The organism is uncultured Chitinophaga sp. (genome assembly GCF_937874145.1).
Taxonomy (GTDB): domain Bacteria; phylum Bacteroidota; class Bacteroidia; order Chitinophagales; family Chitinophagaceae; genus Chitinophaga.
On the sequence record NZ_CALNBI010000281.1, the window covers coordinates 1 to 11,747 of the forward strand.

An 11,747-nucleotide genomic window follows, 5' to 3' on the forward strand; every position below is an offset into this window, starting at 1 on the left:
TTGCGTCAACCAAACAGTTTCGTCCCGGACGGTAACTTCAATCTGCGTTTCCCCGTCTTCGGATTGGTAAAGTAAAATTTGATCTTTCTCTTTCATGTCAGGTTCAGTTTTTTTGGTTTAAAAATCATTTTCATACCTGTCATTTCTGACAGTTACGGATGCATGACCTGAATGAATTTGAAAAGCTTGGGAAACGGCGTAATAACGTTAATGCATATACTTTACTGATAACCGCCTTAGTGAGAAATTAAAGGGCCATCCAAAAGAACGGCCCTGCTTTCATGTTTCTATAAATCCGGCATTTGATGCATTCAAAAAACGTTGGCTGTTATGAATTTGAGGCCGCGAGAACACGGCCTCCTAAAGCATAATCCCATGTAATTAATGATGATAAGCGTCATCAAAATCAACAAAGCGAATCTAAGATGTATAAAGAATGTAACCTGAGAAAAAGGGTGAGAATATCTCAGTGCTGGAAGAGAATATCTCCGAAATCCGGAGAAATAAAAAAAGCTCCTTCGTTATTTCGAAGGAGCTTGTGGTATATATACGTTATATGCTTTAACTACGCGGGTTTCAGCGATTTCTTGCCGCAATCATCAGCACTGCGGAAGGCTTTACCTACCTGTCGCGCTGCGAGATAGACAAGCCCCGCCGTCGCGATGGCTGCCAATCCCCCCAACCCGATATTCACCGCCTGGCTCTTCGTCGGCCAACGCTTGCGCACCTTCTCAGGGCTCGCCTGCGCAATGTCCAGCAAAGGCGCCATGCAGTTGTCCTCAATCACCTTATCAGACACCGTGGCCGCCTCCACATATTGGGGATGGTATGCCACACCGATCCCTGCGTCCTGCAGGAGCTCGGCGTCTGTTTCGCCGTTGCCGACGTATATAATATTCTGCGACTGGATATGGTACTTGTCGGAAATGTACCGCAGGATATTGCTCTTGCAATATTGCGCATTGCCGTTCTTTCCCGTCAGGAAATAATCCGGAACGGTGATTTCGCCGGTGGCCACGCTGTGCACAAGATGCATCCTGTTGGCGAATGCGAAATCAGCCCCCAGCTTATTTTTCATGTGGTTGGCCACACACTCGAAACCATCGGTGATCAATCCGCAGATATACCCCCGGCGCTTCAGTTCGCGGATCACATGGCGGATGTCGGGCGTAACAGGAATACTGTCGGCCACCTCCAGCAATTCCGCCAGGTTCCTGCCCTGGAACAGGGCGGCACTGCGCGTGAGCACCGACAGCGGATCGGAATAATGCTGCAGTATCTGCACCAGCGATTCTTCCTGTCCGAAAGCCACGGCGGCGGAATACAGGTAATTCTCGCGGAAGATGGTTTCGTCGAGGTTAAAGATCACCATCTTCTGCAGCTTGTCGATCGATTCGAGGATCGAATATTCCATCTGCTCGCGGATGATATTAATGTTCCCCAGCGTTTCCAGGTTCTGCTGCGGAATGCTTTCCGCTTTCTTCAGGATGGTGCGGCTCACTTCGCGGCTCATCTTGCTGAGCTGCTCCCAGGTCTGCATCGCGTTCTCCAGCCGGCCGATGTTGACTTCACGGATCTTTGCGCCCATGAGGTGCATGTCTATCAGCAATCCTATATCCACACCGTAATCATTTTCGAAATGCACTTGTTGCAGCATATGCCGCCTTGCAGCGATCATCCCGCTAAGTGGCTGGTTGAAATGCGCGAGCTCGGGGAAGAGAATGCTCAGCAACGGTTTGGCGACCAGCTGCGTTACGCGCCCTGCCTGCCTTTCGAAATATGACTTGGTGAAATCCGCTTCGCCGCTTACGATGGCGTCCGTCAAAAGTTCCACAAGCGCGTCGGGGTAGGTGAGGATGTCGCCATCCACATACATGATAATGTCGTGCTTGGCGGCCATCATTCCTTCGCGCATGGAAATCCCTTTACCGCGCTGACTGCTGGTAATGACGCGCACCCGTTCCTTGAGTGCTTCGTCTACGGTGTTATCGGTGGAGTTGTCGTCGACTACGATAATTTCGATAGGCCGGGATGTCTTTTTCACGGTCTTGATGACCTGTCGGATGGTTGCGCCCTCGTTGAGCACAGGTATGACTACAGAAATCATAGGCGTCAATAATGGTTTTGTGAACAATTACAGTGCCTTTTGGCAGCCTCTTGCCCCAAAAATGATACCATAATAGCCGGACTGCCCGCGCGAGTACCAGTAAAAAAGGCTAATTTTACGTTACTTCACGCTTTAGGAACATGGATTGTTCAGCTTAAACGGTGTATATATGCAAGAAACTAAAAGACAAAAGCAGGTAGGACAGCTGGTGCAGGAAGAACTCAGCGATATTTTCAACCGCATGGGTTTTAATGTGACAGAAGGAGGGATGATTTCCATTTCATCTGTTAAGATGACACCCGATTTGCTGGAAGCGCGTGTTTACCTGAGCATGTTCCAGATCAAGGCGCCGGTAGAAATGCTGGCGAAGATGAATGAGCGCATGAGCGAGATCCGCCGCGATCTGGGCAACCGCGTAGGCAAACAACTGCGCCGCGTTCCGGAGCTCACCTTTTTCCTGGATGATACGCTCGACCATGTTTTCAAAATGGAAGAACTGTTCAGGAAGATCAACGAAGACAAACAGCAGAAACCCTAATCCCGCGTTTTCCCCGCATGATCTGGCAGTTCGCTACACGATATTTCCGGGCCCGAAAATCCACCACGGCGATCAATATCATCGCCTGGGTGAGCGTGGGCGCCATCGCCGTAGGCACCGCAGCCCTTATCACCGTATTAAGCGTTTTCAACGGCTTCACGGGGCTCGTGAAATCACTGTATTCTTCCTTTTATCCAGATCTGCGCATCGTGCCCGATAGCGGCAAAACCTTCATCCTTACTCCCGATCAGCTCAAGCAGATAACCGCCGTGCCCGGTGTTGCGAATATTTCTTCCACCGTGGAAGAAAAGGCCGTTGTGCGCAATGGCACCAAACAAACCATCGCCGTCATCAAAGGCGTGGATGCGCAGTTCACGAAAGTGGCGCATGTGCAGGACAAGATCGTCAGCGGCGAATATGCGCTGAAAGATGAAACAGGCCCGCTGGCCGTACTTGGCCTGGGTGTGGAAATGGCGCTGGGAATTGATGTGGAAAAAAGCCGCGTCCCTGTAACGATATACATGCCCCGCCGCGACGAGGCCGCTTTCAACCCGTTGATGCCCGACCAGTCCGTCGTTTCCAGTTCTGCGTACCCCGCGGGCTCGTTCGCGATACAGCAGGAATTCGACAGTAAATATTTGTTGGTAGACATCCGGTTCATCCGCCAGATGCTCGATATGGCGCCCGGCGAAGTGTCTGCCATAGAAGTGGCGCTGCAACCCGGGGCCGGAGAAAAAAAGACGCAAAGGGCGCTGCAAGCCCTGCTGGGTGACGGTGTGAAAGTGCAGACCCGTATGCAGCAACACGCCACCATCTATAATGTCATGCAGGTGGAGAAATGGGTGACTTACGTTTTCCTGAGTTTCATCCTGGTGATTGCGGCTTTCAATATGATCGGCTCACTGTCGATGCTGGTGATCGAAAAGCAGAAGGACATTACCATACTCAAGGCCATGGGCGCCAGGAGCGCCACCATCCGCAGGATCTTTTTGGCGGAGGGCCTGCTGATCGCGGGCGCCGGGAGTATCGTGGGGTTCGTCCTGGCGATCATTATCTGCCTCGTGCAGCAGCATTTCGGCCTGATCAAGCTGGGCGGGGGCACTTTTCTCATCGAGGCGTTCCCGGTAGAGATGCACCTGAACGACTTCATCCTGGTGGCCATCACGATTATCATCATCGGGACCCTGGCCAGCTGGTACCCGGCACATCGCGCGGCGCGCCAGGCCATCGCCCTCAAAGCGACATAACCCCCGTTTTTCTTCGTTTTTCAACACCTATATCTGCCATTACAGGCCATAAAAAAAGCGTACCGGATGGTACGCTTTTCTATTTTGCGGATGGTAAAATACTATTAGTAATCGCCCAGTGTTTCGGGCAATTGCGCCAGTGCTTTGGCCAGCTGCTCGTCGTTCGGGGCGATGCCGTGCCATTCGTGGGAGCCCATCATGAAGTCAACCCCTGCGCCCATGATGGTTTTCATGAGGATCACGATGGGTTGGCCTTTGCCGGTGAGGCTTTTGGCTTTTTCGAGGGTGGCGATTACGTCGTCCATATCGTTTCCGTTCATGGTCAGGACTTTCCAGCCGAAGGAGAAGAATTTGGAATCGAGGTCGCCGAGGCTCATCACTTTATCGGTGGGGCCGTCGATCTGCTGGCCGTTATAGTCAACGGTAGCGATGAGGTTGTCGATTTTGTGGTGGGCGGCGAACATGATGGCTTCCCAGTTCTGGCCTTCCTGGAGCTCGCCGTCGCCATGGAGGGAGTATACGATTTTGTTATCGTTATTGAGTTTTTTGGTGAGGGCTGCGCCGCAGGCAACGCTGAGGCCCTGGCCGAGGGAGCCGGATGCCACGCGGACGCCGGGGAGGTGTTCGTGGGTGGTGGGGTGGCCCTGCAGGCGGCTGTCCAGCTTGCGGAAAGTAGCCAGTTCGGATACGTTGAAGTAACCGGAGCGGGCGAGTGCGCTGTAGAACACGGGGGAGATGTGCCCGTTGGAGAGGAAAAACAGGTCCTGGTTTTTACCGTCCATTTCGAAAGGTACGGGCTGGTGCTCCATTACCTTGAAGTACAGGGCCGTCAGGAAGTCGGTACAACCGAGCGAACCGCCCGGGTGGCCGCTTTGTACGGCGTGTACCATTCTAACGATGTCCCGCCTGATCTGTGTGGCTATATCTTTCAGTTCTGGCATGATAATTGGCGTTTTTAAGCTTCGCAAAAGTAATAAGAAATTCCCCGCTTTTTCAGTGAATATCGGTTTTTTTCCAAAAGGGGAAAAAGTCGGGCCTCAAAATTTCTTGATACACATATCGCTGAATTCAATATCTTTGCACGACAACCCCCCGTATGGAGAATGTAATTATCGCAACTATCCTGAGTTTCGTTATAACCTACTTTGCGATCCCGGTGTTGATCCGGGTAGCTGAACTAAAGCATCTTTATGACGAACCGGACGAGCGCAAATCGCATAAAGTACGAATCCCCACATTAGGTGGCCTGGGATTCTTTGCCGGCTTCATATTGGCTTCGGCCGTGTGTGTCCCTGCAAAAGAGAATTTTCCCCTGCAATATCTGCTGGCCGCTTTTTTCGTAATATTTATCGTGGGAATGAAGGACGACCTGGTAGGACTGTCCCCGGTGAAGAAACTGGTGGGCCAGCTGGTGGCTGCCTTTGCCATCATTTACCTGGGTAACCTCCAGATTTCCAATATGTACGGGTTCCTCGGCATGGGGGAACTTCCTTATCACTTCAGCCTCCTCCTGACGTATTTCACCTTCATCGTAGTTATCAATGCCTTTAACCTGATCGATGGGGTCGACGGGCTGGCGGGCAGCATCGGCCTGGTGGTATCCGCCGTATTGGGGGCTTATTTCCTGTTCGCCAACGAAACGCTGTACGCTGTAATGGGCTTCTCGCTGGCCGCAGGCCTTGCCGGGTTCCTTATCTATAATATTTCTCCCGCACGCATTTTCATGGGCGATACCGGCTCCCTGCTGGTAGGGCTCGTAAATGCCACGCTCATCGTAAAGTTCATCGACGTAGCCGGAAACCCCGCCGGGGTGATGCCCCTTCAGGCTGTTCCCGCCATCGCATTCTCCGTACTCATCGTTCCCCTGTTTGATACACTCCGTGTTTTCACCATCCGTATGGCAAGGGGGCGCAGTCCGTTCACGGCCGACCGCCACCACATCCACCACTATATGCTGGCCCTGGGGCTCAGCCACCGGCAGACGACCGGTATCGCAGTGGCTTCCAACATCGCTTTCATTTTACTCGCATACAACCTGCAATTCCTCGGTACTACCACCCTCGTGTTCGTAGTGGGAGGCCTGGCGCTGGGAGGCACTACCATGCTCTTCTACCTGAAACGCCGCAGGGAAATGGCTGCCCTGGCCGCCGCCGAAGCCGTTACACTCGCCGCCGCCGCAGCAGCAGCAGAAGTAGTGCCGGCAGAACCGCAGCCCGCCACCACCAAATCCAAAATCCTGCGGGTCAATACCGAGACCATCATGCAGGATAAATAGCCGTCAGTCCTTATCTGCCACTGCCATTGGTCGTCCCTTTCCCTTTGACGATTAAAAGATTTCTTGTAGGTTTGCAAGCACTTAAGTATTATTTCTTATGCAAGACGAGCTTAATTTAATTCTGGACGACGCGAAAGACTCCATGCTGAAAGCGATTTCCCACCTGGAAGCAGAACTCACCAAAATACGCGCCGGTAAAGCCAATCCCGTGATCCTTGACGGAATCACAGTAGACTATTACGGCGCCCCGACCCCTCTCAACCAGGTTGCCAACGTAGCCGTTGCGGACGCCCGCACCCTCACCGTTCAGCCCTGGGAGAAAAATATGCTCCAGGCTATCGAAAGAGCGATCATCGCTTCCAATATCGGGCTCAACCCGCAAAACGATGGTATCATCATCCGCCTCTTCCTCCCCCCGCTCACCGAAGAACGCCGTAAAGACCTGGTGAAAAAAGTGAACGGTGAGGGCGAACACGCCAAAGTCGCCGTCCGCAATATCCGCCGCGACGCCATCGAAGCCATTAAGAAATTACAGAAAGACGGCCTCAGCGAAGACACCGCCAAAGACGCAGAAGCCAGCGTGCAGGACCTTACCGACAAGCACATCGTGCTGGTAGACAAGCACTGCGCACAAAAAGATAAAGAAATCATGGCCATCTAAAAGCCATGCGCATCATACCGGAAAGAGACAGCCAGCCAGCTGTCTCTTTTTTATTTCCTGTTGACGAGGTACACCCCGCTCATAATCACCCCGAGGCAAACCACCTGCCAGCCGTTGACGGCCTCTCCCGCCACGAGCCCCCAGCCGATGGCCACCACCGGCAAACCATAGGTCACCATACTGGCGAACATGGCCCCCGCGGAACGGATCAGCTGGTAAAACAGGAGCGAAGCCACGCCGGTACCTATCCATCCCAACGTACAACTGGCCGCAAGGCTCATCCACGGCCGCTCCGCCGCCTGGAACGCAGCGCTGAAATCGCTCAGCAGCAACACCGGCAGGGCAAACAGCGCCATGAAGAACAGGGATATCGATACGAGCTGAAGGCTCTGGAACTCCTTCAGGTAGTGGTGCACCAGCGCGATATTGAGCCCGTAACAGGCCGTAGCGAGTATCACCAGGAAGCCGTAATACCAGTACGAATTGGCGTCGACTCCCTTGACGAGGAACAAAAGGACCACTCCCGCCAGGCCAATCAGGAGCCCCGCCGCCTGTCGTCTCAGTACCGGCGCGCTGAACAGGGTGACACTAAAGATCAATGCAAAGACCGGCGTGAAGGAATTCAGCATGCCGGCAAGGGAACTGTCGATCCGGGTTTCCGCGATACAGAACAAATACGCCGGAATTCCGTTACCTAATAAACCAGACATAATGATCGCGGGGATTTTTGCGGCGGGCGTCTGCCGGATAAACCGGAAGAAGAAAGGCAATAATGCCGCCCCGGCCGAAATAAGCCGGATACTCGCCACCTGGTACGGCGAGAAGGACGCCAGTCCCAGTTTCATGAGGATGAACGAGCTGCCCCAGGTCAGCGACAGGAGCAGGAAAATCCCCCAGTTCATGAGTCGTTGGTTCATAGTGGGGCAAAGGTACCGATTCCACTTTGTGCCGTAGTTAAAGTATATTAAGAAAAAATAGCGATATGCCATCCACCCGACTAGCCGACCTTCCCACCACCGCTCCCAAAAAAGCAGACAAGGAGCAGATCAAAGAGGAAATGGAATCCATCCTCAAAGACCTCGACGAATTGCAGAACCTCCTGTATGCAGAACACAGGCACAGCCTGCTTGTCGTGCTCCAGGGCATGGACGCCAGCGGGAAAGACGGCGTTATCCGCGACGTGTTCGGCACCATGAACCCCATGGGGGTGACCGTCCAGCCTTTCAAGGCGCCCACGGCACAGGAGGCCGACCACGATTTTCTTTGGCGCATTCACCAGCATGCGCCGGGAAAAGGAATGATCCAGGTGTTTAACCGCTCGCATTATGAAGACGTGCTCGTTCAACGGGTACATAAATGGGTAGACGAAGAAGTGATCCGGAAGCGGTTCGCAGCCATCAACGACTTCGAAAAACTCCTCCGCGACCATAACAGCACGCATATCCTCAAATTCTACCTGCACGTTTCTCCCGAGGCACAAATGGCCCGTCTCGATGAGCGGACGCAGGACCCGCGGAAGATGTGGAAGTACAATGAGAAGGATTTTGCGGAAGCGAAGCTGTTCAAAAAATACCAGAAAGCGTATGAAGATGTGTTTAGGGAATGCAACAAAATCCCCTGGTATATCGTGCCCGCGGATCATAACTGGTACAAGGAATATTTCATCGCTAAAACGGTCAGGGATACACTGAAAGCCCTTAAGATGAAGTTCCCGAAGTTGCCAAAGAACAAAAATAATCAGGATGTCAAACCATAATTCTGTAAAATTGCACTGTATTTCAATCCTTTCTTAACCTTCAAAACCTCGCGTATGTCTTTTTTCAGTGAGTTCAAAGCCTTTGCCATGAAGGGTAATGTGATCGATCTGGCTGTCGGTGTTGTTATCGGCGCCGCTTTCGGCAAGATCGTCAATTCCCTTGTGGAATCGATTATTATGCCGATCGTAGGGATCCTGATCGGAAAAGTGGATTTCAAGAGCCTCATGGTCAAAGTTGGCGAAGCGGAAATTAAATACGGCCTCTTTATCCAGGCTACCGTGGAATTCTTCATCGTGGCATTCGCCATCTTCCTCGTAGTGCGCACCATCAACCGCTTCAAGAAAGAAGAACCGGCCCCCGCTGCGCCCGCACTGACTACTTCGGAACAACTCCTCATGGAAATCCGCGACGAGCTTAAAAAATCCTAATTACAGATACGCTTTTTTTAACGGTTGGTCAACTTTTTACGCTGGCCAACCGTTTCCCATAATTGTACTCAACCATCAGTAATCATGAAGCATTTTTCCTGTTTCCTCATCGCCCTGCTGTTGATCGGCGGCACGCTGCATGCGCAGGACCAGACGTTCAAGAAACTCCGCGAGGAATCCGCCAAAGGCATCAAAAACACCGAAAAAGATACCACCGGGCGGCTCTGGAAAAAAGGCGGCTCCTTCGGCCTCACCTTCAACCAGGGATCACTGTCCAACTGGGCGGCCGGGGGCGACAAGCTCTCCCTTTCCCTCCTCGGAACCCTCAACGCCTTCGCCAATTACAAAAAAGGCAGGCACTCCTGGGATAATAACATCGACCTGGCCTACGGTTACGTGAACACCACCAGCCTCGGCACCCGTAAAAGCGACGACCGTATCGACATCACCTCCAAATACGGCTACGATATCGGCCGCAACTGGTACCTGAGCGGGCTTTTCAACCTCCGTACCCAGTTTACCGATGGTTATATCTATCCCACCGATTCTACCCGGGAATTCACCTCCACCTTCTTCGCGCCGGCCTATATCGTGCTGTCGCCCGGTATCGACTGGATGCCCAATAAGGACTTTTCCCTCTTTATGTCGCCCTTTACGGGCAGATGGGTAGTAGTGCGGGACGATTTCCTGTCTGCCAGGGGCGCCTACGGCGTGGACACCGGCAAACACGTGAAAAGCGAGTTCGGTGCGTACGTGACCGCCAATTACAACAAGGAATTCGCCAAGAACATGACGTATAAGAGCAAACTGGAGCTGTTTTCCAATTACAAACACAATCCCGGCAATATCGACGTGTTCTGGACTAATATTATTTCGTTGAAAGTCAATAGGTTAATCAGCGCCAACATTTCCTGGGACATGATTTACGACGACGACGTGCGGGTATTCGAGAACAAGGAAACCGGCGTCATGGGGCCCAGGCTGCAGATCAAGCAGGTGTTGGGCGTGGGGCTGACAGCCAAGTTCTGATCTCCCGGAATTTTGTTATTTTTGATAAACCTGTCGGTCCCTCCCGGCAGGTTTTATTATTTCAATATGAGCGAACAGGATATATACAAGATCAGTCTGCCGCAGTTCGAAGGCCCCTTCGATCTGCTGTTGTTCTTCATCGAGCGCGACGAGCTGGATATCTACGATATTCCCATCACCACGCTGACGAACGAATTCCTGGATTTCATCCACAGGATGGAGCAGCTCAATATCGAGCTGGCGAGCGAATTCATCCTGTTTATTTCCACCCTGATGCGTATCAAGGCCAAGATGCTGTTGCCGCGCAAGGAGCTGGATGCGGCTGGGAACGAGATCGACCCGCGCCAGGAGCTGGTGGACAAGATCCTGGAATACAAGCGCTTCAAGCAGGCGGCTATCGAGCTGGCGGAGAAGGAGGCAGACAGGATGCTGGCCATGAAGCGTGGCAATATCCAGAAAGAACTGGCTGAAATCGGGGAACTGACGAGCGAGGGCTCTGAAGTCCAGACGCTGACGCTCTTCAAGCTGACCAAAACCTTCGAGAAGGTGATGCAGCGCGTGAAAGAACGCTCCAACAAGCCGCAGCACGTGGTGTACAAGTACGATTACACCATGGAAGGCAGCCGCGAATACATGATGGACCTGGCCCGCGCGGAAAAGACCATCGCATTCGAAAAGATTTTCGATCACTGTAAAGACCGCGTGCACGCCATCTTCCTGTTCCTCGGGATGCTGGAGCTCGTTCAGGCAAAATATCTCAGCATCATGGTGGGAGAGGGCCGCAACAATTTTATCATCGATTACGTAGACCCTTCCGATCGTCCGGAAGAGGAAGTCGTTGTTTTTGAAGATTAGTGAAATATGGCTGGTAAAAAAGATCAGATAGAAGTAGTGAACCTGGCGGAATACACGCAGGTGGAAGATACGTCCAAAGAGTTCAGCGTGTCGCACCTGTGCAGCCTGGGCCCCGTGTTCTTCGAGCACCAGGAGGCGCCCCACCGACACGACTTCTACACCATCTACTGGATCAAAAAGGGCGAGCTCACCCATACCATCGACACCGTAACCCACACGGTGAAAAAAAATACCCTGTTCTTCCTCGCTCCCGGGCAGGTACACCAGCTCAAATCCTCCGAAAAGATAGACGGCTATATGATCGCGTTCCATAATTGCATGATGTGCCCCGCGGGCTCGTCGGACATGGACCCTATCAAAAACGGCCTCTTCGTGAACGACGCGTTCAGTTCCGTGGTGCATATCACCGACCCCGCCGTGGAAAAGGAAATCGACTGGCTGGTGCAGCACATGGAAGAAGAGGTTGACGCCCGCCGCCCGAACTACGATTCCGCTTTCCGGAACCTGTTGCAGTATTTCCTCATCGTAGCCAGCCGCAACGCCCCCAAACCCGTTTCCCTCTCACCCGAATACCAGTCGAGGCACAACAGCGCCCTGTTCATGACGTTCAAAGGCCATATCGAACAACGGTATAAAGAACTGAAGAACGTGAGCGATTACGCCGCGCTGCTCCATATCAAGCCCGTTTTGCTGAATGAGATCAGCAAGCAATTGTCGGGCATCACCGCCGGGGAGCACATCCGCAACCGCGTGATCCTGGAGGCCCAGCGCTATCTCTTCAACACCGATCTCACCGCCAAAGAGATCGCCTACAAGCTGGGATTCGACGATCCCCACTATTTCTCCCGCT

At 52.8% G+C, this 11,747-nt stretch carries 12 protein-coding genes; 9 read left to right on the top strand and 3 right to left on the bottom strand.

Annotated features, from left to right (window positions below; all coding sequences use genetic code 11):
* Positions 1 to 565: 565 nt before the first annotated feature.
* Positions 566 to 2,107 (bottom strand): glycosyltransferase, encoded by a 1,542-nt coding sequence (locus tag Q0510_RS13885; protein WP_298712797.1) that lies wholly within the window; start codon positions 2,105 to 2,107, stop codon positions 566 to 568.
* Positions 2,108 to 2,276: 169 nt separating this feature from the next.
* Here Q0510_RS13885 and rbfA point away from each other — a divergent pair, with 169 nt between their 5' ends.
* Both rbfA and Q0510_RS13895 read left to right on the top strand, forming a co-directional pair.
* Complete coding sequence (gene rbfA, locus Q0510_RS13890) at positions 2,277 to 2,645, top strand: 30S ribosome-binding factor RbfA (protein WP_298712800.1); 369 nt, start codon at positions 2,277 to 2,279, stop codon at positions 2,643 to 2,645.
* A 17-nt stretch (positions 2,646 to 2,662) separates the two neighbouring features.
* A complete protein-coding gene (locus Q0510_RS13895) occupies positions 2,663 to 3,892 on the top strand; it encodes an FtsX-like permease family protein (protein ID WP_298712803.1) in 1,230 nt (409 codons plus the stop codon).
* Between the two features lie 104 nt (positions 3,893 to 3,996).
* On the opposite strand, the gene Q0510_RS13900 is transcribed toward Q0510_RS13895, so the two are convergent.
* Positions 3,997 to 4,833 carry a transketolase gene (locus tag Q0510_RS13900; protein WP_298712806.1) on the bottom strand — a complete coding sequence of 279 codons (837 nt, stop codon included), beginning with the start codon at positions 4,831 to 4,833 and terminating at the stop codon, positions 3,997 to 3,999.
* Between the two features lie 155 nt (positions 4,834 to 4,988).
* On the opposite strand from Q0510_RS13900, the gene Q0510_RS13905 reads away from it, so the two are divergent.
* Both Q0510_RS13905 and frr read left to right on the top strand, forming a co-directional pair.
* On the top strand, positions 4,989 to 6,167 hold the full coding sequence (locus tag Q0510_RS13905) for a glycosyltransferase family 4 protein (protein ID WP_298712809.1): 1,179 nt from the start codon (positions 4,989 to 4,991) through the stop codon (positions 6,165 to 6,167).
* A gap of 97 nt (positions 6,168 to 6,264) precedes the next feature.
* Positions 6,265 to 6,828 carry a ribosome recycling factor gene (frr, locus tag Q0510_RS13910; protein WP_298712812.1) on the top strand — a complete coding sequence of 188 codons (564 nt, stop codon included), beginning with the start codon at positions 6,265 to 6,267 and terminating at the stop codon, positions 6,826 to 6,828.
* Positions 6,829 to 6,878: 50 nt separating this feature from the next.
* Here frr and Q0510_RS13915 read toward each other — a convergent pair whose 3' ends face one another.
* The gene (locus tag Q0510_RS13915; RefSeq protein WP_298712815.1) at positions 6,879 to 7,745 is read right to left on the bottom strand and encodes a DMT family transporter; all 867 of its coding nucleotides are present in this window, start codon (positions 7,743 to 7,745) and stop codon (positions 6,879 to 6,881) included.
* Positions 7,746 to 7,810: 65 nt separating this feature from the next.
* On the opposite strand from Q0510_RS13915, the gene Q0510_RS13920 reads away from it, so the two are divergent.
* The 5 genes from Q0510_RS13920 to Q0510_RS13940 form a co-directional block, all read left to right on the top strand.
* Positions 7,811 to 8,584, top strand: a complete 774-nt coding sequence (locus Q0510_RS13920; protein ID WP_298712818.1) for a PPK2 family polyphosphate kinase — start codon at positions 7,811 to 7,813, stop codon at positions 8,582 to 8,584.
* A gap of 54 nt (positions 8,585 to 8,638) precedes the next feature.
* Entirely contained in the window at positions 8,639 to 9,013 is a 375-nt protein-coding gene (gene mscL, locus Q0510_RS13925; protein WP_298712821.1) for a large-conductance mechanosensitive channel protein MscL, read from the top strand.
* Between the two features lie 84 nt (positions 9,014 to 9,097).
* A complete protein-coding gene (locus Q0510_RS13930; RefSeq protein WP_298712824.1) occupies positions 9,098 to 10,042 on the top strand; it encodes a DUF3078 domain-containing protein in 945 nt (314 codons plus the stop codon).
* Between the two features lie 66 nt (positions 10,043 to 10,108).
* Positions 10,109 to 10,897, top strand: a complete 789-nt coding sequence (locus Q0510_RS13935) for a segregation/condensation protein A (protein WP_298712827.1) — start codon at positions 10,109 to 10,111, stop codon at positions 10,895 to 10,897.
* Positions 10,898 to 10,903: 6 nt separating this feature from the next.
* The coding region (locus Q0510_RS13940; protein ID WP_298712829.1) for a helix-turn-helix domain-containing protein at positions 10,904 to 11,747 on the top strand (844 nt) is incomplete at its 3' end.

Bases quoted from the DNA above. Each gene is read 5' to 3' on its own strand.
- rbfA (WP_298712800.1), top strand. From the start codon at position 2,277: ATGCAAGAAACTAAAAGACAAAAGCAGGTAGGACAGCTGGTGCAGGAA.
- Q0510_RS13915 (WP_298712815.1), bottom strand. From the start codon at position 7,745: ATGAACCAACGACTCATGAACTGGGGGATTTTCCTGCTCCTGTCGCTG.
- Q0510_RS13885 (WP_298712797.1), bottom strand. From the start codon at position 2,107: ATGATTTCTGTAGTCATACCTGTGCTCAACGAGGGCGCAACCATCCGA.
- Q0510_RS13920 (WP_298712818.1), top strand. From the start codon at position 7,811: ATGCCATCCACCCGACTAGCCGACCTTCCCACCACCGCTCCCAAAAAA.
- frr (WP_298712812.1), top strand. From the start codon at position 6,265: ATGCAAGACGAGCTTAATTTAATTCTGGACGACGCGAAAGACTCCATG.
- Q0510_RS13895 (WP_298712803.1), top strand. From the start codon at position 2,663: ATGATCTGGCAGTTCGCTACACGATATTTCCGGGCCCGAAAATCCACC.
- Q0510_RS13900 (WP_298712806.1), bottom strand. From the start codon at position 4,833: ATGCCAGAACTGAAAGATATAGCCACACAGATCAGGCGGGACATCGTT.
- Q0510_RS13935 (WP_298712827.1), top strand. From the start codon at position 10,109: ATGAGCGAACAGGATATATACAAGATCAGTCTGCCGCAGTTCGAAGGC.
- Q0510_RS13905 (WP_298712809.1), top strand. From the start codon at position 4,989: ATGGAGAATGTAATTATCGCAACTATCCTGAGTTTCGTTATAACCTAC.
- Q0510_RS13930 (WP_298712824.1), top strand. From the start codon at position 9,098: ATGAAGCATTTTTCCTGTTTCCTCATCGCCCTGCTGTTGATCGGCGGC.
- mscL (WP_298712821.1), top strand. From the start codon at position 8,639: ATGTCTTTTTTCAGTGAGTTCAAAGCCTTTGCCATGAAGGGTAATGTG.